This is a genomic window from Phycisphaerae bacterium, from assembly GCA_012729815.1.
Taxonomy (GTDB): Bacteria; Planctomycetota; Phycisphaerae; order JAAYCJ01; family JAAYCJ01; genus JAAYCJ01.
Genome location: JAAYCJ010000052.1, coordinates 1 through 25,382, shown reverse-complemented (window position 1 = coordinate 25,382; position 25,382 = coordinate 1). Strand labels below are relative to the sequence as shown.

The following is a 25,382-nucleotide window of genomic DNA, read 5'->3' as shown; positions in this document are numbered from 1 at the left end:
GACGGTGAAACTCAAGGTCGATCAGCAAGCTGACGCCCTCTACCTCTCTCTGGATGACTCTCAGATCGTGGAGGCAGAGGAAGTCTCGCCGGGGATCGTCGTGGATTTCAACGACCGTAACGAGGTGGTAGGCGTCGAAATCCTGCATCTCTCTAAACGCTCGGAACAACTGAACCTTCGGAAACTGACCTTCGAAACAAGTTGAGGGCGAATGCAGTACCGACGTGCCCTGCGAGAAGGGCGCTCACTTCCTGGGGGTTCCGTGCAGGTAGTGGTCACAGTTCTCCGTCATATCAGAAGGCAGGTTCCATAGCCCCAACCATGTCCTTCAGCCGCTGGGAAAGGGTCTGCCCTTCTGCCGACTCGACCGCTTCGATCCGAACCCGCACCCCGGCGGGCTCGGTCGCACCTCCCGCCGGAAACGGCAATTGGAATCGCCCGCGCGGACAGATACAATACAACCGCAAACCTTGGTCCATCTGGGATGAGAACTGCACATGGCGGCATTGACGGTGTATCCCGAATATGGCGAGTTCAGCCGGTTGGCACAGGGCGGAGTCAACGTGGTTCCGGTCTTCGCCCAGGTCCTCTCGGACAACCTCACGCCGGTCAGCGCCTACGCCCGGCTGGCGGCTCAGAGCTCGCATTCGTTCCTGCTCGAGAGCGTGGTCGGAGGCGAGAAGATCGCACGGTATTCGTTCCTCTCCGTCGACCCGATCCTGGTCTTCGACGCCCGCGGCCGGGAGGTCCAGATCAGCGAGGGCGACCGGGCCCGGCGGCTGGAAACCGCCGACCCGGTGGCGGAGCTGGAAAACCTCCTGCGGCCGTACCGGGCCGTCCACCTGCCCGAGCTGCCGCGGTTCCTCGGCGGCGTGGTCGGCTACGCCGGCTACGACATGATCCGCTACTACGAGCGCCTGCCGCAAACGCCGCATGACGATCGCGGGCTGCCCGACCTGCTCTTTGGCCTCTATCCGGACATGGTCGTCTTCGACCACGTGACCAAGACGATCAAGGTGGTCAGCAACGCGATGATCGCCGACGACCCCAAACGGGCCTACATCCAGGCGTGCGGCCGAATCGAGCGCATCCTCGACCGCCTCGCCGCCCCGCTGCCGCTGCCGCTTCAGCCGGTCAACCTGGACTCCGATCCGTCCCCGCGGTTCACCAGCAATTTCAAACGCGGCGACTTCGAAGCCGCCGTCGACCGCTGCAAGGAATACATCAAAGCCGGCGACATCTTCCAGGTCGTCCTCTCGCAACGCCTCACCGTCGACACCGAGGCCGACCCGTTCAGCATCTACCGGGCCCTGCGGGTGATCAACCCCTCGCCCTTCATGTTCCACCTCAAGAGCCCGCAATGCACGCTGGTCGGGGCCAGCCCCGAGATCATGTGCCGCGTCGAGGACCGCATCGTGACCAACCGGCCGCTCGCCGGCACACGCCGTCGCGGCAGGACGGAAGACGAGGACAAGGCCCTCGAAACCGAACTCCTGGCCGACCCAAAGGAGCGGGCTGAGCACATCATGCTCGTCGATCTGGGCCGCAACGACGTCGGCAAGGTCTGCGAACTCGGTTCGGTCAAGCTCGACGACGTCATGGCCGTCGAACGCTACAGCCATGTGATGCACATCAGCTCCAACGTCCAGGGCACGCTCGCCCCGGACCGCACCGCGTTCGACGCCCTCCGGGCCACCCTTCCGGTCGGCACGGTCAGCGGCGCGCCGAAGGTCCGCGCCATGGAGATCATCGACGAGTTCGAACCGACCAAACGCGGACCCTACGCCGGAGCCGTCGGATACGTCGATTTCTCCGGCAACATGGACACCTGCATCGCCCTGCGAACACTGGTCCTGCAGGGCCGCAAAGCCTACGTCCAGGTCGGAGCCGGACTCGTCGCCGACAGCGTGCCCGAAAACGAATACCAGGAAACCATCAACAAGGCCAAAGGCCAACTCAAAGCCATCGAAACCGCCGAAAAGTACCTCAAGGGATAGCTGTGGACGAACGGGAAACGATAAGGTTGACCGCACCGTTTGATGCTGAAACGGCCGTCACGCTGCGCGCCGGTCAGCGGGTGCTGCTGTCCGGCCGCGTGCTGACCGCCCGGGACGCCGCCCATCAGCGCCTCTGCGAACGGCTCGATCAGCACCAGCCGCTGCCGGTCGACCTGACCGACCAGGTCATCTACTTCGTCGGCCCGACACCCGCCCGGCCGGGTAGCCCCATCGGCTCCGCCGGCCCGACCACCAGTTCACGCATGGACAGCTTCACGCCTCGCCTCCTCGAAATCGGCCTTCGGGCCACCATCGGCAAGGGCTACCGCAGCCAAACCGTCCGCGACGCCCTTCGCCGCCATCAAGCCGTCCATTTTTCCGCCGCCGGCGGTCTCGGAGCCCTGCTGGCCCGCTGCATCAAGAACGCCCGGCTCCTGGCCTACGAAGACCTCGGAACCGAGGCCATCCGGGAATTGATCGTCGAGGATCTGCCCCTGATCGTCGCCTACGACGCCCACGGAGCCGGGGCCTACCCCTTCGAACCGCAGAAGGCCTGACCCATGAAGCGACGGACGCGATTCATCCTGCTGCTCCTGCCGTTCCCCCTGATCGTCGTGGCGCTGGCCTTCTGCTGGTCGCTGTTTCACGTACCCGACTGGTATCATCCCGTCGCCGTGCCGCCCGACGCCGGCCAGGAGATCCGCGACGAACTGACCGAACTTACCCGTGTCTTCAACAACAGCATGCAACAGCCGGCCCCTTTCGAGTTTGTCCTCTCCCAGGACCAGGTCAACCGCCTGATCAGCGGCCGGGCCATGATCGATCCCCGATTTGCCGATCTGCTGCCCCACGAGCTGTCGCAGCCGGCCGTCGCCTGGCAGGATGGCTGCTTCAAGGCTGGGGCCATCGTGCAGTTCCACGGCGCCCCGATGCTGGCGAGCCTCTCCGCCCGCATCCATCTTGACCCGAATAACATAGAAATTCATGGTTTACAAGTACGCGTCGGCGCCTGGCCCGTTCCCCAATCGCTGATCCAGGAGCACGTGGAGCAAGTCCTCTCCAAACCCCTTCAGAACCTCGTTGTTCCCAACCGCTTCCGTTATCCCAACAGCGACTACGATGTGCGGGTCGAGCAAATCCGGATGGACGAGGGAAATCTTGTCTTGACGATCCAGCCGATTCCGCGGTAATATAATAGACGTTCGTATCCCCCGCCTGGTTCTCTGGGAACCAATGCCTTTAACCCCTGCTTGACAGAAATCAAGCACACGAACCCAAAAATCGAGTATAATAAGGTCGGAAAAGGAGACGATTACCGGACCTGCCAAGTTGCACGGGGCAACCAAGTCAGGCGGTAGTCGGACGAGGCGAAGGGTCGGGCAATACGTCGGTCTGTCAGTAGTGGCGCTGGGCCTATCTAACCGGCCGACGAATTTTTCCGATAAGAGAAACCTTTTCCGGGTGAGAACGTAAAATCCATACCGGTCGTAAAAAACATAGTGAAATCGGAATCGTTGGGTGGGAAAGCAGAGAGGGCAGGCCCCGGAGGCCGTCATATACAGAAACGAGGTGGGCAATGATAGCAGTCGTAGAAGACAAATATAAAGGGGTGAAGACCCTGGAGCCCGAGAAGAGCCCCGACAGGGTGCTCAAGCGGGCTACCGATAGGCTCAGCGAGGAGCAGGTGGCGATCATCGATCAGATGCTGCGCGAGCCGGTCCAGTTCGTGGACAACCCGATGTTCCACGACCGGTCCGCCGCCAAGGAACTGGAAGAGGACATCCTGGCCGGAACGCCGGAGATGCCCCACGCCCAGGCCAAGCTGATCCCCATCGAGCTCTTCGATGAGATGGACAAGGCGGTCACCAGCTTCCAGTCACTGACCCAGCAGGAAGAGTCACGCCTGTTCCTGAAAATCAACTATTGCCGCTTCAAAATCTTCAAAATCCTGAAGAACCAGAAGGGCAAGGCGTTGACCCTGACCGCGTCGCGCGAACTGCTGGAGTGGAAGGGCCACGAGCTCCACATCCGCTCGCTGCTGACCCAGGCCAACATCCCGCTGGTGCTGGCCATGGCCAAACGAACGCGGCCAACCGGCGTCGATTTCTCCGAACTCATCAGCGAGGGCAATATGGCCCTCCTGAGGAGCATCGACAAGTTCGACTGCGCCCGGGGCTTTAAGTTCAGCACCTACGCGTGCCGGGCAATCCTCAAGAGCTTCTCCCGGGCCTCCCTGAAGATGTCCCGGTATCGCGGGCGGTTCCCGGTCGAGTTCGACCCGGACCTCGAACGCGGCGACGTGATGGAAACCCGCCGCGAGGACACCGAGGGCCACTGCGTCGACCGTATCCGCGACGTGCTCAGCGAACAGAGTGAAGCCCTCAGCGACATCGAACGTCAAGTCCTGAGGGCCCGCTTCGCCATCCGCGAGGATGAGGACGAAAGCGGCGGACCGATGACGCTCGAAGAGGTCGGCAGGATCATCGGCGTGACCAAGGAACGCGTCCGCCAGATCCAGAACAAAGCTCTGGCCAAACTTCGAGTGGAATTGGAGGAAACCGTTCTTGCCTCATGACACTCAAGAGGATAGAATGTCCAGACAAAGCGGTAATCAAAGAAATTTTCAGGAGCAAATGGGCCGCCGCTAACGTATACTTAAATAGGGTGAGAAGACCAAAGGCAGTAGCCGATTTGGGTCACTGAATTTCACTAACCCATGTTGCCCCGCTGCCTCAGTGCTGTCGCAGTGAGTTCCCCCCTCACTGCGGCAGCCATTTTTTTACCCGCGGCGAGTCCGATCTGCCCGCTGGAAAACCGGTCCGACAGGCCGTACCATCACGAGTCGGACAATGTGCAGGTTGTTGAGGCCACACGCGACGATGCCCGAACCTTTCGACCAGACAATCATCGACTTTCTGATTTCGCCGACTGGCAAAGAGGCCGTCGAGCTGGGCCAACGGCTTGACCCGACCCGTCCAGCCGACGTGGCGAAACTGCGAACCATCTGCACCCTGGAACAGGCCCGGGCCGTACTCGAACTGGTCGATTTGCGGCGGCGGGCCAAAGCCAAGTTTTCCCGCGCCGAGTCGATGCTGTTCGATCGGGTGGGCTTCGAGCAATCCACCAGCGAACAAATCGCCCTCTACAAGGCCAAACGGTTCGAACGCATCGAACCACAGGCCCCGATTCTCGACCTCGGCTGTGGGATCGGAGGCGATGCGATCGGCCTGACCGCCGTGGCCGAGGTGCAAGCGATCGAGCGCTCGGCGGCCCGCCTGCGCATGGCCGAACACAACCTGGAGGTCTACGGCCGGCGCGACCGGTGCCGCTTCATCGGCCGGGACGTCCGCGAGGTCCCGCTGACGGGACCAGCCTTCCATCTGGACCCCGACCGTCGCTCCGCGGGCCGACGGACGGTCCGGCTGGAGGAGTACGAACCGGGGATCGAGCTCACCTCCGCCATCCTGCGCGCGGTGCCGACCGGAGCGATCAAGCTCTCGCCCGCCCTCAACTACCACGACCTGCCGTGGCCCGGCGAAATCGAGATGATCAGCGAAGCCGGCGAGTGCAAACAACTGGTGCTCTGGACGGGCGAACTCGCCGAGACCACGCTGCGAGCCACCGTCCTGCCGCAGAACGTCTCGCTGACCGACCGCCAGGAGCCGCGCTACGAGGTCTCGCCGATCGGCCGGTATCTCTACGATCCGGACGGCGGCGTCGTACGGCTGCGACTACTGCCGCAACTGGCGGGCCTGCTGGATTTGGATTTCCTCGCGCCCGGCCAGGTCGTCCTCACGTCCGACAGCCGCGTCTCGAGCCCACTGGCCGAATGCTTCGAGGTCGAGGAGACTATCCCCTTCCACCAGCCGAAGCTGCGAAAGCTCCTGCGGACCCGAGGCGTCGGAACCGTCACCGTCAAACCCCGCGGCGCGAAGGTGGACGTCGACCGCCTCGCCCGCGACCTCTCAGCCAAACAAGGCGACCCCCGCTGCGTCTTCCTCCTGCGCCTCGAAAAACAAGTCCTCGCCGTGGTAACCCGTCGCTTGAGCCTTGACCAAGCCCAGGATTGATGTGCAGAGAGCCGCTCGCAGAAAAACGCCGGGTCAGCGCAGGATCTTCTTGAACTTGGCCTTCAGAAGTTCCAACGCACTCTCGGAAAGCGGCGGATCGTCCACCAGGCGGACGGGAATCTTCTTCGTCGGCGTGCCCTCTTCGCCTGCCGCCTCGTGGAGCTTGGCCCAGACCACGTTGAGCGCCCGGTCATAGCCGGTGTTCGGGACGTTGCGGACTTCCAGTTCGTCGATGTCCGCCGCTGTAGCGCGGCTGGCGTCCTCGTCCCACAACAGCACGTACAGCCGATCGCCGTCACTGAACGTGCGCTGATCGCGGGCCCACTTGCCGCCGATCACACCGATGACCAGCGCGACGCCCGGCTCCAGGTTCTCAGCCAGGCCGCACTTGCGGCAGGTCACCAGGCGAAACGGCTTAAACAGCAGACGGTTCAACTCCGGCCCGCTCAAAGCCGACTTGTCCATCGCCCGCCGGACCGCATACGTAAGGCGCTTGCCGAACGAAAACCGCGACGGCCATCGCACCGCCCGGGTCAAACACTCGCGGCAGAAGACATTCGGCCACGCGTCAATATACCGCCCGTTCCGCTCGCGGATGCCCAGCAGCGCCTCGACGGTCAAATGCAGATACTGGCGGTCGGCGTCCAGGTGTTCGAGGATATGCGGTACCGCCGCCGGCTCCCCCAACTCGCCTAATCCGCGAACCGCGGCGTAACGCACCTGCGGTTCATCCTCAAGCCGCCCGATCAGGGCGTCGAGGGCCTTCGGATCGCCTATCCGCCCCAGAACCTCCGCGGTCAGAGCGCGAACGTAAGGCGACTCCGCCTCCAGGCGGTTAATCAACTTGGGGATCATGCGGCGGGCCCTGGGGCTCTGGTGCCACTGCGGATCGATCTGCTCCAGCACCCCGGCCGCTAGTTCCCGCACCTCGCGGTCCTCATCCGACAGCCGGGCCACCAGCGGCGCGATCGCCTCGACTGCTTTGAGACGACCCAACGCCAACGCGCAGCCGTGGCGGTGCGTCCAGTTGTCGGTCTCCAGCGCCTGAACCAACTGCGGAATGATCCGCCGGTCGCCGATCCGCGCCAACGCCTCCACCGTCGACTCGCGAACCCGCGTATCCACGTCGCCAAGCTGGGCCACCAGATGTCGCACGACCCGCGGATCGCGAATCCGCCCCAACGCCGTTGCCGCGGCAAACCGCACCTCGTCGTTCCGGTCGGAAAGGGCCGGCACCAGATGCTCGACCGCCTCCGCCGCTTTCAACTCGCCCAACGTCATCGCGCAGCCGCGGCGGTGCTGCCAGCTTTCGTCCTTGAGCCCCTTGACCAGGACGGGAATCAGCGTCCGGTCGTTGATCTGACCCAGCGCCACCGCGGCGGCCTGCCGAACAGACTCATCGGTATCGGAAAGCCGCTCCAGAAGCACCCCAACCGCACGCGAATCACCGATCTGACCCAATGCCTGGGCCACCTCGCGGCGAAAAACCGGATCGTCGTCATCAAACCGGCCGATCAGGACATCGAGCGCGTCCGCCGCGCGAATTTCGCCCAGCTTGCGGATGGCCTGGTAACGGGCTTCCGGATCGACATTGTCGAGCCGCTGGACAATTCTCGCGACGACCCTGTGCATCGTTCCCTCGACGACAGTGTACCGCCGTTCCCGGCACGAAATCAAGCACCCGCGCAAAGCGCCGCGCAACGCGGCGGGAAACGAGCACGCCCGTTCGGCACATCACCGGCTGCGACCTGATCCTACCGGCCCAATTCGGGCGTTTCAGGCCTGGTCGCCGCGACCACCACGCTGTTGGCCTGGCTGGTCCGCCCCAGGTACATCACCGCCAGCAGGATCAGCACCACCGGGTAAACCACGTACTTGACGATCAGCGACGCGAAGGTCAGCCAGTCGCCCGGGTTGCTCCCGCGGTACGCGTAGAACAGGTCCTGGAAGTTCAACACCCCCACCGGCATATACACCGTCCCCGACAACGCCTGCTCCCACGGCAGCAGCAGCCACAACGCCGCTCCGACCACATAGAAAAATGCGCTCGTGGCAAACCCGCTCCCGGGCAAACCGCCCGCCACCAGCACCATCACGCCCAACAACGCGCAAGCCGTCATGAACACCGCGCCCAGAATGGCGAGAATTCCGGCAACGAACATGATGACGGTAAAAATCTGCCGCCACTGCTGGGCCGAGTTGATCTCCTCCTGCGTCGGCATCGCCTCGTCGCTGAACGCCTCGACAAAAGCGGCCGCGGGCCCGGTGGTCGGAGCCGTAAACGGCCTCGTCGAAGGAACCATCCCCGGCGTCAGCGGCGGACAACCATACAACGCCGCCGGATGCTTCAGCGCGTCCACCGGACCGCCCAGCAGAACCCACAGGAACACGACAACATTGGCCACCATCGCGCCGATCAGAAAGACGCTGAAAAACGTCCGACCCCGATAGAGAATCTTCCAGGAATCGACAAAACCGACGACCGCTTTGGATCCGTTCATCACAAGCCTCCAAAACCCCAAGGGCTGCAACGTGAATTGCAGTGAAGTTTAATCGCCCGCCGCCACCACTTCAAACGATTTCCGGGCCTGGTCCACCGTGAATTCAATGTCCGCGTCACGGTGGGCCAGCGAGACGAACATGGCCTCAAACGCCGACGGGGCCAGATACACCCCTCGTTCCAGCATCGAGTGGAAAAACACCGCGTAACGTCCCGCGTCGCACCGCTGCACGTCGTCGTAGTTCCTGACCGGTCCGTCCGTGAAAAACACGGTCATCATGCTTCCGACGCGGTTGATCGTCACTGGCACGCCCGTTTCCCTCGCCGCCTCAGCCAGCCCCTCTTCGAGAGCCGCCGACAACCTCTCCAGCCTTTCATAGTTCGTCGGCGTCGCCAGGGCTTCCAGCGTGGCCAGTCCCGCCGCCACCGCCAGCGGATTGCCCGACAGCGTACCCGCCTGATACACCGGACCAAGCGGGGCAAGCTGCTCCATGATCTCGCGCCGACCGCCGTACGCCCCAACCGGCAACCCGCCGCCGATGATCTTGCCCAAACACGTCAAATCCGCACTGACGTTGTAAACCTGCTGAGCCCCGCCCGGAGCCAGACGAAAACCCGTGATGACCTCATCGAGAACCAGAAGGGCGCCACGGTCGCTGCAAAGCCGCCGAAGCGCCTTAAGATACCCCTGGGCCGGAGGCACCACCCCCATATTCCCCGCCACCGGCTCGACCAGAACCGCGGCGATCTGATCCGGAAACCGCCGGAACGCCTCAGCCACCGCCTCCGAATCGTTGTACGGCACCACCACCGTCAGTTGCGCCATCTCCTCCGGAATGCCCGCCGAACCGGCCAATCCCAGCGTCGCCACGCCCGATCCCGCCTGCACCAGAAGCTGATCGACGTGGCCGTGATAGCACCCAGCCGCCTTGACGATCTTCGAACGTTTGGTAAACCCGCGCGCCAACCGGATCGCCGACGCCACCGCCTCCGTCCCGCTGTTGACCAGCCGCACCAGCTCAATGCCGTCGAAGCTCTTGCAGATCAGACCCGCCAGCTTCGTCTCCGCCTCGGTCGGAGCCCCGAACGATGTGCCACGCGCCGCCGCCTTGACGACCGCCGCAACCACCGTCTCCTCCGCGTGCCCAAGCACCAGCGGCCCCCACGACCCGACGTAATCGACGTACTCGTTGCCGTCGACGTCGATTATCCTGGCCCCCTGCCCCTTCTGGATGAATCGCGGTCCGCCGCCGACCGACTTGAAGCTCCGCACCGGCGAGTTGACTCCGCCCGGCATGTACCGGCACGCCTGCTCGTACGCCTGATCGCTCTTAGCCGTCTCCATGCCGTCATTGATACATCCGCCCGCATCGTGGAGCAATAAGCATCTCTAAAAAATTCTTGATCTTTGCCCCCGCCGCTGGTATTGGATAGCTATGGATCAGCGCAGGTTATCCACGGGGTGGGAAGGCGAATGCATCCGGGCCCGGTCGGACGTCCGTCGCCCGGAGATACAGCATCTTTGGTGACAGGATCTTGCCATGAATCAAATCAACGCCGTTGCCTGTCCTCACGCTGAGTCGGCCCTGCTCTCGGGCGATCTGGCCGAACTGCTGACACGCGAGTGGTTGATCTCCAACAATCTCGGTGGCTACGCCTCCTCGACCGTGATCAACTGCAACACCCGCCGCTACCACGGCCTGCTTGTGCCCGCGACCATCCCGCCGGTCGGACGGATCATGGCCATCAACAACGTCCTGGAACGCCTGATCATCGACGGCCGCGAGTTCCAGATCAGCAGCTTCGAGTTCAACGGGGCCGTCCATCCCGATGGCTTCCAATACCAGACGTCGTTCCACCGCCAGGTCGAAGAGGACCTCCAAAGCGTCACCGCCGTCTTCCAGGTCGACGGCGTGACCATCATCCGAACGCTCTGGCTCTTCGCCGATCACAATACCGCGCTGATCTACTGGCTGGCCGTCGACTCCCAGGGCGCCCGGCCGCTGCGATTCTTCGTCCACCCGCTGGTCTCGCTCCGCGATTTCCACTCGCTTCGCCGGCGATCAGCCGCCAACGTCTTCGACACCCGCCAAGCCAGCCAGTCGCTGCACATCCGCGTGCCGGTCCTCGGCGAAAAATCGCGCAAGGCCCACCACCTCTACCTGCACCCGACCGGCCTGCGAGGCCCGGTCGAGGCGAGTTTCCACGCCATGCCCGACTGGTGGTACAACTTCCGCTACCGCGTCGAAGCCGAACGCGGCCAGGACTGCGGCGAAGACCTCTTCATGCCCGGCCACTACGAACTGGCCGGCCGCGGCCGCGTGGGCTTCGGGTTGTGGCTCGATACGCACGGCTTGGACTTCCAGCAGCTCGACAAGCTCCTGACCAAAGTGAACGCGCATTTGCAATCAGGGCAGAACCAGTTCACGCTGGTCGACGAAGTCACTTCGCCTCTGGTCCCGCCGGCCACCAGCACCGCCGACAATCCGCTCGGCGAGCCGGTCGAAGTGACTCTTCGCAAGGCGGCCCGCCAGTTCGTCGTCCGCCGGGACGACCTGGCGGGCAAGCCCGGCTGGTCCATCCTCGCCGGATTCCACTGGTTCGGCGACTGGGGCCGCGACACGTTCATCGCCCTGCCGGGCCTGCTGCTGGAAACCGGACGCTACGAACAGGCCGCCGGCGTGCTGCGGGTCTTCGGCTCCGCCCAATCGCCCGACGGCCTGATCCCCAACCGGTTCGACGACTACGGCGGCGAGCCCCACTACAACAGCGTCGACGCCTCGCTCTGGTACGTCTACGCCGCCGACTGCTATCTGCGGGCCACCAACGACGTGGAACTGTGGAACGGACTGCTCGAAAAGGTCTGTATCAAGGTCGTCGAGTCGTTCCTGGCCGGATCGAGCTTCGACACCAAAGCCGATCCGGATGACATGCTGCTGTGGGCGGGCAACGAGAACACCCAGATCACCTGGATGGACGCCCGCTTCGGATCGATCGTCTTTACGCCACGATGGGGCAAACCCGTCGAAATCAACGCCCTCTGGTACAACGCCCTGCGAATCCTGGCCGAACGGCTCAACCAGAGCAACCCCGAGCAGGCCGCCCGCTACGCCCAACTCGCCGACCGGGCCCGCGAGAGCTTCCGCGAAACCTTCTGGAACCGCGACGGGCAGTACCTCTTCGACTGCGTGCGAGGCGACTACCGCGACCCAGCCATCCGGCCCAACCAGATCTTCGCGGTCAGCCTCCGCGAATCGCCGCTGAGACCCGACCAGCAGCTTGCCGTCGTCGAATGCTGCCGACGACACCTGCTGACCCCCTTCGGCCTGCGCTCGCTGGCCCCGGGCGACCCGTCCTACCACGGGTTCTACGCCGGCGACCCCTTCCAGCGCGACAGCGCCTATCATCAGGGCACGGTCTGGGCGTGGCTGATCGGGCCGTTCGTCGAGGCCTACCTCAAGACCAACGACTATTCCTACGGGGCCGCCTCCACCGTCAGGGACATGATCAAACCGCTGCTCGACCACCTCTACCAGGCCGGCGTCGGCAGTGTCAGTGAAATCTTCGACGGCGACGCCCCGCACACCCCCCGCGGCTGCATCGCCCAGGCATGGTCGGTCGCCCAGCTCATCCAGGCCCAACTCCTGATCAACCAGTGTCTGGAGAATCAGGCGCCCAGCGCCCGCCGCAACGCCCGCAGGACGACCACCTGATCGCGCATCAATCGTCCGACTCGAGGTCCACTCGCAACACCGTCTGGCCCGTCGGCGTGTAGTTGGCGCTCACCTTGAACCGGTCGAACCGCCGGCCCGCCAGTTCGATCGCCCCGCGAAGCAGATTCAGCGTCTTGCCCGTGACCGTCGCCTGCGGACTCACGTCGATCACCACCTGGCGAAGCACGTTCTGACGCCGCACCGTGACCGTCAGGCGATCCTGGCCCGCGCGCTCGGCGATCAACGCCCGCAGGTGCTCATCCGGATCCCCGGCGTTCAGGCTCGTCTCATCAACCGCCACGATCACGTCGCCCGGCATCAACACGCCCCACGCCGGATAGCCCGGCGCCACCGCCGCCACCGATATCTCATCGCGTCCGCTCTGCGGGTCCTTGACCGTCGTCTTCAGAATGCCCAGCACGATCTGCGGATCGCCGCCCTTCGGCTGGGTGGCCGCCGGTTCAACCGCCTCCGCCTGCCCAGCCGGTCCGCCCATGATCGCCGTCAATCGCGGCAGGTCCATGCCCAGGAACCAGTCCGCCACCGTCGTGGCCGGCATGATATCGGCCGTCTGCCCCTCGCTCGTGCCGGAGTACAGGTCGATCATCTCCGCCAACCACGTCCGATCGGTCGTCAGCACCAGGTAGTCGTCCAGGATGCACCACGAAATCTCCCGGCTGTGGGCGATCGGTAGAAACTCCGGCCATATCCGCCGGCCGGACAGGAAACTGACGGGAATCCGGCGGATCACCACCCCGCGATAGCTCAGGCTGTTCACCGCCGCGTCATCCGACGCCCGCGGCGAGGTGAAGCTGCGAAGCAGCGCCGTTATCTGCCGGACCGTCTGCTCCGCCACCACCGGGGCCGCCAGCCGCACCAGCATCGCCACCGACGCCTCGGACGCATCGGCCGGACTCGTCGCCGCCGGCTGCGTCGTCACCGACGGGGTCTGCGAGCGGACCAGGAACACCAGCTCCGAACCCACCGACTCCAGAAACCGCTGACGCGCGTGCGGGTCCGGCAGCAAAATCTCCAGCATCGCCAGATACTCCCGCACCGTCGAACGGCCCTGATCGCTGGTCATCGAAAACATGCTCTGGTACCACTGCGACGGTTCGATCGCCGTCGCGTAGACCATGGCCAGCCGCTCCTGGCGGAACAACCGCAAAACCGGCGGCTCAAACTCCAGCGGCTGTTGCGGCCACAACGAGAAATCCACCTGCTTGGGATGAACGGTGAGCCGCAGCCGAAGATCGTCGCCCGCGGCCTGTCCGCCGACCGTCAGGTACTCGATCCGCTCCAGCCCGCGCAGCAGGCGGAACCTGCCGCCCTCATCCGAAGCCTCCTCCTTCGGCTCGGTCCCAAGCGCCACAAAGATCAACTGACTGTCCGAATCGACGTGGCGGTTGGCCTCGCGAAACGCCAAGCGGCTCCACAGGCTTCGATCGTTGGCCCCTTCCGCCAACGCCACCATGCCGTAGTACATGCCCGTGTCGCCCGTCTCGCCCACCGTGCCGACGATCAACCGATCGCCCGCCACCGCCGCCCGCAGACCCTCCGACGACAGCTTGTACCGCCGGATGGCGTCGCCGTCCTTCGCCTCGATCAGCTCCGCCTTGCCGCGCTCCAGCAGTTCCTGAATCGCTCCTTCGCTCGGCGCCTCACAGATCAACCCGAACTGGTCCGGCAAGTCCGGCCCGCCCCACGCCACCGCCGCCCGTTGACCCATGATCCCGGTTAGAAGATCGCGTCCCTTCAGGCCGAAAATGCCTTCGAACATTCCGCTCAGCCGTTCCGCCCCCGACAGCAGCGCCGCTCCCGCCTTCCGCACCTGGCCAGACGCACCCTCGACGTTCTCGGAAGCCTCGCAGACCATCGCCACCAGGCCCGCCAGGTCACGGACCTCCAGGTACACTCCCGTCCAGGCCGGAGCCAACCCCGCCAGCTTCGCCGCCGATGCCGGCTGGGTCGTCGCTGACGCCGCGACCGGATCGTTGGCCGGAGCACTGCTGGTTGAAACCGTGGTAGTCGGAGCACTCGCCGTTGAGGTCGCTGGCAAACTGGTCGATTGGGCAAAAGCGGGCGAAGCAAACACGGCGACCGCCGCCGACAATGCAGCGATCGTCAGCAATGCCGGAAATGACGAAGCCGGTACACCACGATCCATCAGATCAGCTCGTAGTTCCCCTCGACCGGCGCCGGCTCCATCCGCAGCGGTTCTCCCCCGAATTCCCGCGTCGGCTGAACCGGAAGCGCCAGGCTCGGCCGGAACATCGCCTTGCCCGTGATCTGATTCAACAGGGTCTCCCGCATTCGGTCGAACGCGAAGCCCGGAAGGTGCTGAAGCTGACGGATCGCGTCGTCCGCATCCCGCAGCGTCGAGGTCAGCCACTGGCGAAGCTCCTGCTCCATGCGGCTCTGGGTCTGGGCGTCCAGCGAGGCCATCGGCGCCGCTGTGCCCTTCCTGAGGCTCTCGCCGAGATCCTGGCGGCTGAACGTCACGCCTCGAACCTGCGGCTCCGGACGAAGCACGCCGGCTGGAAGCGACGCAAACGCCTCCGGCGACGCGCCGTCCCTCAGCCCCACCGGCGGAAGGCCCTCGCTCGCCATCGTCGGCTGCTCCACGATCGCCATCCGATCGGCCGAAACGCCCGCCGACCGATCCGGCCCGGCCAGCACCAGCAACGACGCCACCGTCACCACCAGCGCCGCCGCCGCCGCCGCCGCCGTCGCGATCCCGTACCACCGGCGACGCGTCCCTTGCATCCGATCCAGCTCGCCCAAAACCCGATCCGTGAAATGCGACGACAGCTCCGGCTCATCCGGAGCCGGCTCGCAGACGATCTCCCCCACCGCCGACATCATCGCCATCAGGTGGCCGCACTGCTCGCACTCCACCAGGTGCGACTCGAATTCGAGCTTCAGGCTCCCCTTCAACTCCCCGTCAAGGTACCTGTCCAGAAAATGTTCGAAGTGTTCGCACTTCACAGCCCTTAGGCTCCCAAATACATCAAATCCTGATCATCCACTCCCAACCGCTCCAATCGAACCCGCAAACGCTGACGCGCACGGTGCATGTGACTCTTGACCGTCGCCACCGGCATCCCCAGCGAATCGGCAATGTCCTTGCACGACAGCCCTTCGCGATAGAACATCAGCAGCGATGCCTTCTGCACCGGATTGAGCCGATCCACTTCCTGCCAGATGATCTGCCGGAGCTGAGTCGCCTGCTCGCTCTGGAGCACCCTCTCCTGAGGAGTCTGCTGCTCCCGCACCGCCGGCGCGTTCGAAAGGTCCGCCACCACGTCCTTCCGATGGCTCCGCGCACGCATCTGGTTCAGCGCCAACCGGTATCCGATCGTAAACAACCACGTCGAGAAACGATACTCGCGCTTGAAACTCGCCAACGCACGAAACGCCCGCAAAAACGTCTCCTGGCAGACCTCCTCCGCCATGTCCGTGTCACGCACGATCCGCCAGATGAACGTATGCAGCCGCTGCTTGTGAAGATCCACCAGCCGACGGCCCGCTCCGCGGTCGCCACGCTTGGCCCGGTCGATCAGATCGAGCTCTTCCTGCTTCTCGATACGGTCGCCATCCGCGCTGTCAGCCGTTCTGTCGCGTTGTATGAGTTTCAGCATCGCTAAATTTTTACCCTTCATACTGCGCTCGGTTGCAAATGAGGCCTTGGCTGATAATATCATGACTATGGCTCACACACAAGAAAACAAATACGCTAAATCACCAACAATCATAAACAAAAAGGCCCGCTTTAATTACGAGGTCCTGGAGACCGTCGAGGCCGGCATCATCCTGCTCGGCACCGAGGTCAAGTCCGCCCGCGAGGGCAAGGTCTCCCTCGACGAGGCCTATATTCGATTCATCGGCGAGACCCCATGCCTGGTTGGAGCCAACATCGCGGAATACGAGAAGGCCTCCCACACCACGCATGAGCCCCTCCGCCGACGCCCGCTGCTGCTCCACAAGCGGGAATCCCGCCGCCTGCTGACCCGGGTCAAGGAAAAGGGACTCACCCTGGTCCCCCTCAAATTCTACTTTAATGCCCGCGGCTATGCCAAACTCCTCGTCGGACTCGCCCGCGGCAAAGCCCTCCACGATAAGCGCAAGTCCATTCGCGACCGCGATATGCAGCGAGATATGGACCGCCAGATGCGCAAGTTCCGATAACCGCGCCCAGCCCATAAAAAATCCCACCCGCAATGGGTGGGATTAATGGCTTCCAGACGGTAAACGACCCGGCCTACAGGTCGTTGGCCTCGGCTGTGAATTCCTTCCAGCTCAGGCCCACATTCAACTTCACGTCCCGGTATTCATACTTGCCCAGCAACCGGTTGTGAGCGTCGTAGCAGTATGTCGCCACCGGAACCAGCCACTCCTGATCCACGTGAACCACCAGCTTCTGATCGGGATACTCCGGCTTGTCCGGCAGCTTCCGCTCCAGCACAAATGTCTTGCGGTCGTCGATCTGGCCCTCGCCCTTGTACGTCAGCTTCAGATCGCCCGCCTTCTCAGCCCTGGTGTTGGTCTCGTGAATCAGGTCCAGAGCGTTGCCGAAACCGAACTGGTCCAGCCGCCTGCGGGAAACCTTCGCCGAGTCCGGGCTGTTGACGCCACGCTTCACGTGCGTCGGAACAAACCAGCCCAATACCCCCGCCGGCTTGACCAGGGCCTTATCGCCGTGCCGGCCCTTGACGTACAATACATGGTCCACCAGACTCGGGTTCTTGACCCACTGCATGAATACCGCGAACGGACCCTCGCGGAACTTGACCTCGATGTGCTGCTCCTTGGTCAGTTTGCCCTGCACCAACTCCTGCTTGACGAACAGGCAGGTGTAGTCGCGGATCTGACGCTGATAATTCTTAAGAGCAAACGCCAGAAACTCCTGCGGCAACGACTGGGCCAGGGCCATCCGCTCCTGGACGATCTGCCGCTCTTCAACCGGAATCTGAATGGCGGCATGGGCTTCTTCGGCCAAGGCGGGTGAACGGGACATCAAAACCGTGCACAGGATGGCAACGGCGATCAACGCTGGCGGATATCGCATAATCTCCCCTTCCGGCTCTCTTTCCCAATTTGTACGGCGAACCGTACACAGAAGGCCTGTCTATCGATTCCTATCGTCCAAAGCGGCTGGCTACCTTTAAGGTGAGCATACGGCGCGTGTCAATACTCTTCCCGTGCCTCCATTCGAGGCATATAGCGTCTATTCTGGCAAAATGCCCACAAAAGTCAAGGGAAACTCCCTTGAGCCCAAGCCGGCTATTAGTTATGCTTATTAATACACAGAATAAGAAGCTATTCCTCTTCTTCTTCTTTGGGCTTGTACTGCTTGATGATTTCCTGCTGGATGTTCGGCGGAACCGGTTCGTAGTGCGAAAACTCCATCGTGTAGCTGCCCTGCCCGCCGGTCACCGACCGCAGCTGCGAGTTGTACTGGGCAACCTCCGACAGCGGCACCTGGGCCCGGATCACCGTCATGCCGCCTGGCATCACGTCCTGCCCGCCGATCCGGCCGCGCCGGCCCGACAGGTCGCCCGTGATATCGCCCACGTACTGGGAAGGCACAGTAACCTCAATATTGACAACAGGTTCCAGAAGAACCGGCTTGGCCTTGGCGATCGCGTCCTTCATCGCCAGCTTGCCCGCAATCCGGAACGCGATTTCCTTGCTGTCGACCGGGTGGTGCTTGCCGTCATACACCCGCACCCGAACGTCCTGCATCGGACAGCCGGCCACCACGCCGCTTTCCATCAGGTCGCGAACACCCTTCTCGATCGCGGGCAGGTACTGACCGGGAATCGCCCCGCCGAAGATCTCGTCGAGGAATTCGAAGCCCGTGTTCCGCTCCATCGGCTCGACCTTCAGGTACACCTCGCCGAACTGACCGGCCCCGCCGGTCTGCTTCTTGTGGCGATAATGCCCCTCGGCGTACGCGCTGATGGTCTCGCGGTACGGAATCTTCGGGATCTTGGTGCTGACCTCGAGCTTGAACCGACGGGCCATTCGCTCCAGGATGACCCGCAGGTGCAGGTCCCCGATGCCCGAAACGACCAGTTCGTTGGTCTGCCGGTCCCGGGTCACCTTGAACGTCAGATCCTCTTCGGAAAGCCGCGCCAACGCGCCGCTGATCTTCTGCTCGTCCCCGCGGCTCTTGGGCTCGATCGCCTGCGAGTACATGGGAACCGGGACATTCGGCATCGGCAGCCGGCCCGGCGTGCCCACCTGCACCACGTCGCCGATCTGCAACTCCTCGATCTTGGCTACCGCGAACATCTGTCCGGCGGTCATTTCGCTCACGTCGGCCAGCTCCTGTCCCTTGACGCGGTAAAGATGCCCGGCGCGGGTCCCGCGCTTCTCTTCGTTGATCTGGAAGCTGGTGTCCGGCCTGACCGTCCCGCTGAACAGGCGGATGATCGAGTACTTGATGTTGCTGCGGGGGTCCGAGTAGATTTTGAAAACCTGGCCCACCAGCGGCCCGCTCGCGTCGGCCGACAGCTCCTTCTCCTTGGCCTGCTCGCCTTCGCCGCTTACCAGTTTGCGGGCGGGCGCCTCAGCCGGGCTGGGGCACGCTTCGACCATGAAGTCCATCAGCAGATCCACGCCGATTTCGTTGGTGGCCGAGGTGAAGAGGATCGGCACCAGCGTGCCGGCCAGAACCGCCTTCTTGAGGGCTTTGGCCGTCTCCTCAGCGGAGATCTCTTCGCCGCCGAGATACCGCTCCATCATCGCCTCGTCACTCTCGACGATCGCCTCGGTCAACGCCAGTTTGGCCGATTCCAGGTCGTCGAAGTCCGTGTCGCCCTGACCGGTCAGGCACGGGATCACCTTCGAGCCGCTATCCGCCGGCAGGTTGTACGGCAGCAGATTCTTGCCGAAGGTCTCCTGAAGACCCTTGACCAGTCCGGCCAGGTCCAGGTTCTCGGCGTCGATCTTGTTGATCACCACGAACCGCGGCAGCCCCACCTCAGCCGAAGCCGCCATCATCCGCCGCGTGTTGACCTCGATTCCCGCCGCCGCTGAGACCACCACCGCCGCCACGTCCGCCCCCATCAGCCCGATCAGCGCCTGGCCGATGAAATCAGGATAGCCGGGCGTGTCGATCACGTTAACCTGTACGCCCTTGTGGTCAAAATGCACCACGCTCGAATCGATCGAGTGCTGGCGCTCCTTCTCCAGGTCCTCAAAGTCGCTGACCGTGTTCTTGCCGTCGATGGACCCCATCCGCTGGATGGCCCCGGCCTTCTGCAGCATCGCCTCGGCCAACATCGTCTTGCCCGCGCCGCCGTGGCCGGTTAGCACAACGTTGCGAATATTCCCAACGGTTCCTGGCATCATAACCTCCAAGTCGCAAAAACCCGTGCATTCCCTTGTGAAAGTCCACTTCTGCTGACGATTTCTCACCTGAAGTAAACTTATTACTATATCGAGCCGGCGACCCCAAGACAAGTCCGGATCGATCGGGAGCGAAAAATTCCCCCCACAGACCGGCCGGCCGGAGCGATGGACGCGATTGCTGCTCGCCGCCGATCGCCGACCTGATCGCCCACGACGAGTACTGGCGGACAATGACCCGCGCAGCCCTGGCCCCGGTCGTCGGGTCCGTCCGCGACCTGTACGAAAACCGGTAGCCGCGGCCTGGAAGGCATTGGACGCCGGGAGTCGGTCGTGCGGATCGGGAGACGAAGGGAAGTCCGCTGGAAGCAGCGGAACTATACGCGCTTGGCTGGCGTGTGCTTGACCTGTTCGATCTGCGCCTGGTCGTAGAACCGCTGAATGTCTTCGGCATGCACCTCAGCCGGAATCAGCGACGTCGCCGCCGCGCTGGCCACTGCCAGACCGTACCGGTAGCTGTCCTTCACATCCCGCCCGGTCAGCAGACCCGCCAGAAAACCGCCCAGCATCGCATCGCCGCACCCGACCGTATTCTTAACCTCGGCCGGGTCCATCGGCACGTGCCCCCGAATATTAACGCCATTGCCAAAAATGTAGCCTCCCTCGGCCCCACACGTCACCAGCGAGTACTGCACCATCTCTTTGAGTATGTCCGCCGCCCGCAGAACCTGCTCGCACGTGCGAATCTCAGCCCCCAGCATCTCGGAAAGCTCCAAGAGGTTCGGTTTGACCAGAAACAGCTTCAGCGGGCTGCAGCCGCGCAGCACCGACCCGCCGCTGTCCACGCACACCCGGGCCCCCTGCATCTGGCATATCTGCAGCAGCTCGATAAACTCCTCAATGCCAATGCCTTCCGGCAACGATCCCGAAAAACAGACCACCACGTCCTTCCGCGCGATCAGCCCCAGTTTCTTGCGGAGCTTGCCCAAACTGGCTGCGTCCACGTGAAACCCCCGGTCGCGGATGTGCGTCTCGATCTTGCTGACCGGGTCCACAATCGTGATGTTCTCGCGGGTCTGGCCCTCGATGGCGAACAGCTCGCACGCGAGATTCTCCCGGCTGAGCGTCTTTTCGAAGTAGTCCTGCTGCCCCCGGCCGATGAATCCCGTCACGGCCGTCGGCACCTTCAGCAGATTCAGCACCCGCGCCAGGTTCACCGCTTTGCCCGCAGCCCGGCGGAAGATCTGCCGGCCCACCTGGTGGGCTCCGATCGCGAAATTCGGCACCTCAATGCCCCGGTCGATGGCCGGGTTCAACGACACCGCGATGACTTGAGCCTGCTGTTTTCCCATCGCCGTATTATAAGGGGATAAACTTTCCAGCGGCAATCGTCGATTATTCCTCTATGGGCGAAGCCGCGATTTGTGCCGCATTTGATTATTGGACCTCGCCACGGTAAGATAAACGCCTTACACTCGTTGACCAATGGGAGATAAATTCTCATGGCCGTTTCATCGCGGATCATGATCCAGAAAGTCGCTGAGGTGACGATCGTCGATTTCATCGACGCCGCCATCATGGACGTCCTGCAGATCCAGCAGATCGGCCAGGAACTATACGAACTGGTCGACCAGCAGGACCGCCGGTACATCCTGCTGGACTTCTCCAACGTCAAGTTCCTCTCCAGCCAGACCCTCGGCATCATGCTCAACCTCCACAAGAAACTCGCCGGTCGAAAGGGCTGGATGGGAGTCTGCGGCCTGAAAAAAGACCTGCACAAGATCTTCAAGCTGACCCGCCTGGACCGGATCTTCAACTTCTATGAGACGCAGCAGGAGGCTTTGCGAACGGTGCGAATCAAATGAGGTAAACGGCTTCGGGAATCAGCGGAGGCACGGACATGGCGGCCGACACGTCGAGGGATGGGGTGGCGTTTGATACGGAAAGCGGCGTGACCGTGGCGACCCTGGGGTCCGCCGAAATCACCACCATGCCCCACGCCATTGACCTGCTCGCCCCCTTCGAGCAGGAAATCCAAAGCCACAGGCCCAAGAAACTCCTCATCGACCTGCGGCACGTCGCCTTCGTCTCCACCACCGCCATCAACATGCTCCTGGTCGTCCTGAAGCGCGTCCGAACCTACGGCGGCGACGTGTACCTGACCAACCTCAACGCCGCCGTTCGACAAGTCTTCGAAACCATGCGGCTCACCGAAATCTTCCAAATCTACCCCGACCGCCAAACCTCCCTCGACCGGATCACCGGCCAGGCGTAGGCCGAGTAGGGCGGGAGGTTCTCGCCGAAGGCGAGGTTCACCCGCCATCTCCCGTCCTCAATCCCCCTTCCATGAGGACGTGCGTTTTTAGCTGACCAGTGTGAGGAAGCCCCAGCCGGCGACGAGCTGTTAGCCACGAGGGTGTCGTTGCGGATGCCCGCAGGCTGACGGTTAAACCTAGTCCCCTATGAAGTAATCGCTGTCGATCTTCTTGGTTTCATACGCTGTTACGGGAGTGACCCCGACGTTGTGGTCGATCATGAACTGAGCCAACTGCTCGCCGTCGATGAGGACGATCTTCGAATCGATCCTCGAAACGTACTCCTGGGCCTCACGAGTGAAGTCAGAGGTTGTAATAAAGACCCCTTTCCTCGCACGATGGCCTTGAAGAGCGCCAGCAAATTTCTGAATCTCCGGACGGCCTATCGTCGCATGCCATCGCTTGGCTTGAACGTAGATTACATCGAGACCCAAGCGGTCTTCATTGATGATACCGTCTATCCCCTCGTCCCCGCTTCGACCGATGGCCCTGCCGGCTTCTTTTCGGGAACCGCCGTAGCCCATCCTGACCAAGACGTCGATGACGAGCCGCTCAAAGAAGGAAGGAGTACATTCCTTCACGGATTTCAGGAGCTCAGCCGACAGATCTTCGCGTAGCCTCTGATATGCGGATTCGAGCATCTCGCCGGGGGTCTGTAGAGTCTCTCCTTCGGACGTGTCTCCGCCCTGTTCACGTTCGCGGTGCTTTGATCTGAACTCCACGAACTCGGGGAACTGATCGAGAAACCTGACATCTATTCTGACTGGCTTCTGGGACAGGACTTCTCGGCCACGATCAGTTATCCGGAAATGCCCGCGACGCGGGGCCTCCAGGAGCCCCGCCTTAGTCAGGTAGGACCGCGCCCAATGAACACGATTGTCAAACTTCGGCTGTTGCCCGCTTGGCAAGAGTTCACTTCTCTCCGCCTCCGTAAGTTCCAACTCATTGGATAGGCCCTCAATCGCCTCTCGTAAGGAATGATCGTTTCCATCGTCGGCGAGTCTGAGCAAGGGAAGCATGATCGACTGGTAATCGGGTATGGCCACGTATGCTTCTCCTTCTGTCAGAGCTTAGCTGTTCTTGGACCGATCGGCACAGAGTTCAGGACCTTTATCTCCTAAGACGTGACCCACCTTGGAATCAGCGTGCACGAAATGATCCTCGTGCCGCAAATGCCACGCCAAGGTCATAGGCTACCGGCTTGCATGCTGATGTCAAGAACGAAGAGACGCAAGCTTCGCAGCCTTCGTCTCTCCGATGCAAAGCGAGAAAGGACCCGCCCCCTCTGGAATGCCAGATACTCCTGGCGTGTTCGCTCAAATCTCCAGATTCTTCAGCCGCTGCTCGCGGTCGTAGGTCTGCAGTGCTTCCACCAGTTCACCGAGGTCGCCCATCATGATCCGGTCCAAACTGTAGAGGTCCAGGCCGATGCGGTGGTCGGTGACGCGGTTCTGCGGGTAGTTGTAGGTGCGGATCCGCTGCGAGCGGTCGCCCGAGCCGACCATGAGGCTCCGCTGCTTGTCGCGCTCGGCCTTCTTCTCGGCCTGGTATTTCTCGAAGACGCGAAGCTTCAGAATTCGCCAGGCCTTGGCGCGGTTCTTGTGCTGCGAGCGCTCGTCCCGCATCGAAACCACGATGCCGGTCGCAATATGTTCGAGGCGGATGGCTGAGGCGACCTTGTTGACGTTCTGACCGCCGGGCCCGCCGGCTCGCGAAACGCTCTCGACCACCTCGTCCGGCTTGATGTCGATATCGACCTCTTCCGGTTCGGGCAGGACGGCGACGGTGGCGGCGGAGGTGTGGATCCGCCCCTGGGCCTCGGTCTCGGGCACCCGCTGAACGCGATGCCCGCCGCCCTCGTAGCCGAACACGGAGTATACGGCGGCTCCCTTGATGTTGAGGATTACCTCGCGAAAACCGCCCATCTCGGACTCCGAGGCGTCGAGGACCTCGGTCTTGAAGTTCAGCTTCTCAGCGTAGCGGAGATACATTTCCAGCAGGTTGCCCGCGAACAGCGCCGCCTCGGCCCCGCCGGTGCCCGCCCGGATCTCCATGATCACGCTGTCGTACGCCATGTCTTCCGAGGTCACCAGGGCCGATTTGATCTGGTCCATGATCTGATCGCGCTGCGGCGAGAGCTGGTCGATCTCCTCGCGGGCCATCTCACGCAGCTCAGCGTCCTGGCCGCCGTCGGCGGCGATGACCCTGGCCTCGTTGATCTGCCGGTCCACCTTCTGGTATTGGCGGAAGGGAGTCACCAGGTGCTCCAGCCGTCCCCGCTCCTTGGCCAGCTCGACCAGGCGCATGGCCGACTTGGCCGTCTCGGGGTCGTTCATCTGCCCCTCGATCTGGTCGAACCGCTGGGCGATCTCCCCGAGCTTGTTGAGCAGCCTTTCCTCAACCGTCAGTGTCGTCATCGTCTTGCACTCCACCTGGCTCCACGCCGCTCACAGGTTATAGGACGTCGCGGCAGAACCGCCACTTATTGAATATCGACAGGATTTCTATGTGTCGCCATAAAAAAACTTCAGCCGTCCGAGGCCGCGTTGACGTACGCAGGCTGGGACGGCTGAAGTGATGGTTTGGAGCTAAGCCTTTTCCTGGGCCGCTTCTTCGGTCTTGCCCTTCCGTTGGGCCCAATTGTACTTCCGCTGGAACTTCTCGACCCGACCGGCGGTATCGACGTACTTCTGCTTACCCGTGTAGAACGGGTGGCACGCCGAGCAGATCTCGCAGTGGATGCTCTTGGCCGTCGAGCGGGTCTTAAACGAGTTGCCGCACCCGCAGGTCACCGTCGTCTCTTCGTATTTGGGATGGATGTCCTTCTTCATGATTCGCTACCTTCCGAACGTGTTTTTGACCCGAAAACAAATAAGTATATTGCCCGCAAGCTCCGGATGCAAGGGCCAGTCATAAATTTCCAGGACACCGGATAAAGGGGACATTCTACTTTTTCTACAAAACAGAAAAGTAGAATGTCCCCTTTATCTCTCTTCAGGCCTCGGCGACCGGGTGGATCGGGGCCAGGTCCAGCACGATCTTCTTGACCCCCGCCGAATGGAACCGGATGCCCGCCGTGTACCGGCTCCCGCTGAGGTAGATCTCCTCGATCACGCCGTAGCCGAACTTCTCGTGGTAGATCCGCTGGCCGCTGCGGTACGAGCATTTCGGCAGCGCCGCCGCGGCCGTGCTCGCGCCGTTTTCCGTCCGTTTGGGATTGATCACGAACTGGAAGTTCCTCGCCGGCCGCGAGAACGACGAGAGATCCAGCCCCTTGACCACCTTCGGATCGATCTCGCGGATGAACCGCGACGGCACCGACCGCCGATAGCTGCCCCTCGTCGCCCGCCGATGGGCGCAGCAGATGTGCAGCCGCTGCTTCGCCCGCGTCATGGCGACGAAAAACAACCGCCGCTCCTCCTCCACCCCGT

The 25,382-nt window shown here is 62.7% G+C and carries 23 protein-coding genes; 10 read left to right on the top strand and 13 right to left on the bottom strand.

Annotation, left to right across the window (positions count from 1 at the left end):
• Positions 1–4 precede the first annotated feature (4 nt).
• The 6 genes from GXY33_03990 (at position 5) to GXY33_03965 (ending at position 6,067) form a co-directional block, all read left to right on the top strand.
• Entirely contained in the window at positions 5–205 is a 201-nt protein-coding gene (locus GXY33_03990; protein NLX04289.1) for a DUF2283 domain-containing protein, read from the top strand.
• A gap of 292 nt (positions 206–497) precedes the next feature.
• Positions 498–1,997: an anthranilate synthase component I gene (gene trpE, locus GXY33_03985; GenBank protein ID NLX04288.1), complete on the top strand. Its 1,500-nt coding sequence runs from the start codon at positions 498–500 to the stop codon at positions 1,995–1,997.
• Complete coding sequence (locus GXY33_03980) at positions 1,994–2,554, top strand: TRZ/ATZ family protein (GenBank protein ID NLX04287.1); 561 nt, start codon at positions 1,994–1,996, stop codon at positions 2,552–2,554. Before trpE ends, GXY33_03980 begins: the two co-directional genes overlap by 4 nt.
• Positions 2,555–2,557: 3 nt before the next feature.
• Complete coding sequence (locus tag GXY33_03975; GenBank protein ID NLX04286.1) at positions 2,558–3,187, top strand: hypothetical protein; 630 nt, start codon at positions 2,558–2,560, stop codon at positions 3,185–3,187.
• Between the two features lie 386 nt (positions 3,188–3,573).
• The gene (locus GXY33_03970; protein ID NLX04285.1) at positions 3,574–4,572 is read left to right on the top strand and encodes a sigma-70 family RNA polymerase sigma factor; all 999 of its coding nucleotides are present in this window, start codon (positions 3,574–3,576) and stop codon (positions 4,570–4,572) included.
• A gap of 274 nt (positions 4,573–4,846) precedes the next feature.
• Positions 4,847–6,067 carry a hypothetical protein gene (locus GXY33_03965; protein NLX04284.1) on the top strand — a complete coding sequence of 407 codons (1,221 nt, stop codon included), beginning with the start codon at positions 4,847–4,849 and terminating at the stop codon, positions 6,065–6,067.
• Between the two features lie 33 nt (positions 6,068–6,100).
• Here GXY33_03965 and GXY33_03960 read toward each other — a convergent pair whose 3' ends face one another.
• The 3 genes from GXY33_03960 to hemL form a co-directional block, all read right to left on the bottom strand.
• Positions 6,101–7,699 (bottom strand): hypothetical protein, encoded by a 1,599-nt coding sequence (locus GXY33_03960; GenBank protein NLX04283.1) that lies wholly within the window; start codon positions 7,697–7,699, stop codon positions 6,101–6,103.
• A 122-nt stretch (positions 7,700–7,821) separates the two neighbouring features.
• Entirely contained in the window at positions 7,822–8,568 is a 747-nt protein-coding gene (locus GXY33_03955) for a hypothetical protein (protein ID NLX04282.1), read from the bottom strand.
• 48 nt (positions 8,569–8,616) lie between these two features.
• Positions 8,617–9,912 (bottom strand): glutamate-1-semialdehyde 2,1-aminomutase, encoded by a 1,296-nt coding sequence (gene hemL, locus GXY33_03950; protein NLX04281.1) that lies wholly within the window; start codon positions 9,910–9,912, stop codon positions 8,617–8,619.
• Positions 9,913–10,108: 196 nt separating this feature from the next.
• On the opposite strand from hemL, the gene GXY33_03945 reads away from it, so the two are divergent.
• A complete protein-coding gene (locus GXY33_03945) occupies positions 10,109–12,280 on the top strand; it encodes a hypothetical protein (GenBank protein ID NLX04280.1) in 2,172 nt (723 codons plus the stop codon).
• Positions 12,281–12,287: 7 nt separating this feature from the next.
• On the opposite strand, the gene GXY33_03940 is transcribed toward GXY33_03945, so the two are convergent.
• From GXY33_03940 to GXY33_03930, 3 genes are read right to left on the bottom strand one after another with little or no spacing between them, the layout of a single operon-like run.
• Entirely contained in the window at positions 12,288–14,447 is a 2,160-nt protein-coding gene (locus GXY33_03940) for a hypothetical protein (protein NLX04279.1), read from the bottom strand.
• A complete protein-coding gene (locus GXY33_03935) occupies positions 14,447–15,268 on the bottom strand; it encodes a hypothetical protein (protein ID NLX04278.1) in 822 nt (273 codons plus the stop codon). The genes GXY33_03940 and GXY33_03935 overlap by 1 nt, the downstream gene beginning before the upstream one ends.
• Positions 15,269–15,273: 5 nt before the next feature.
• Positions 15,274–15,921, bottom strand: coding sequence for a sigma-70 family RNA polymerase sigma factor (locus GXY33_03930; GenBank protein ID NLX04277.1), 648 nt, complete (start codon positions 15,919–15,921; stop codon positions 15,274–15,276).
• 67 nt (positions 15,922–15,988) lie between these two features.
• On the opposite strand from GXY33_03930, the gene smpB reads away from it, so the two are divergent.
• The gene (smpB, locus tag GXY33_03925; protein ID NLX04276.1) at positions 15,989–16,468 is read left to right on the top strand and encodes an SsrA-binding protein SmpB; all 480 of its coding nucleotides are present in this window, start codon (positions 15,989–15,991) and stop codon (positions 16,466–16,468) included.
• 73 nt (positions 16,469–16,541) lie between these two features.
• Here the strand turns inward: smpB and GXY33_03920 are convergent, their stop codons facing one another.
• The 3 genes from GXY33_03920 to GXY33_03910 form a co-directional block, all read right to left on the bottom strand.
• Positions 16,542–17,348: a DUF1571 domain-containing protein gene (locus GXY33_03920; protein ID NLX04275.1), complete on the bottom strand. Its 807-nt coding sequence runs from the start codon at positions 17,346–17,348 to the stop codon at positions 16,542–16,544.
• A gap of 251 nt (positions 17,349–17,599) precedes the next feature.
• Positions 17,600–19,636 (bottom strand): elongation factor G, encoded by a 2,037-nt coding sequence (locus GXY33_03915; GenBank protein ID NLX04274.1) that lies wholly within the window; start codon positions 19,634–19,636, stop codon positions 17,600–17,602.
• 377 nt (positions 19,637–20,013) lie between these two features.
• Positions 20,014–20,988 carry a hexose kinase gene (locus GXY33_03910; protein ID NLX04273.1) on the bottom strand — a complete coding sequence of 325 codons (975 nt, stop codon included), beginning with the start codon at positions 20,986–20,988 and terminating at the stop codon, positions 20,014–20,016.
• A 150-nt stretch (positions 20,989–21,138) separates the two neighbouring features.
• On the opposite strand from GXY33_03910, the gene GXY33_03905 reads away from it, so the two are divergent.
• Both GXY33_03905 and GXY33_03900 read left to right on the top strand, forming a co-directional pair.
• A complete protein-coding gene (locus GXY33_03905) occupies positions 21,139–21,501 on the top strand; it encodes an STAS domain-containing protein (protein NLX04272.1) in 363 nt (120 codons plus the stop codon).
• A 35-nt stretch (positions 21,502–21,536) separates the two neighbouring features.
• A complete protein-coding gene (locus GXY33_03900) occupies positions 21,537–21,911 on the top strand; it encodes an STAS domain-containing protein (GenBank protein NLX04271.1) in 375 nt (124 codons plus the stop codon).
• Between the two features lie 177 nt (positions 21,912–22,088).
• Here the strand turns inward: GXY33_03900 and GXY33_03895 are convergent, their stop codons facing one another.
• The 4 genes from GXY33_03895 to GXY33_03880 all read right to left on the bottom strand — a co-directional run.
• Positions 22,089–22,997 carry a restriction endonuclease gene (locus GXY33_03895; GenBank protein ID NLX04270.1) on the bottom strand — a complete coding sequence of 303 codons (909 nt, stop codon included), beginning with the start codon at positions 22,995–22,997 and terminating at the stop codon, positions 22,089–22,091.
• 270 nt (positions 22,998–23,267) lie between these two features.
• A complete protein-coding gene (prfA, locus tag GXY33_03890; GenBank protein NLX04269.1) occupies positions 23,268–24,368 on the bottom strand; it encodes a peptide chain release factor 1 in 1,101 nt (366 codons plus the stop codon).
• A gap of 171 nt (positions 24,369–24,539) precedes the next feature.
• Positions 24,540–24,782, bottom strand: a complete 243-nt coding sequence (gene rpmE / locus GXY33_03885) for a 50S ribosomal protein L31 (GenBank protein ID NLX04268.1) — start codon at positions 24,780–24,782, stop codon at positions 24,540–24,542.
• A 163-nt stretch (positions 24,783–24,945) separates the two neighbouring features.
• On the bottom strand, positions 24,946–25,382 hold a 437-nt coding region (locus tag GXY33_03880; GenBank protein NLX04267.1), incomplete at its 5' end, for a hypothetical protein.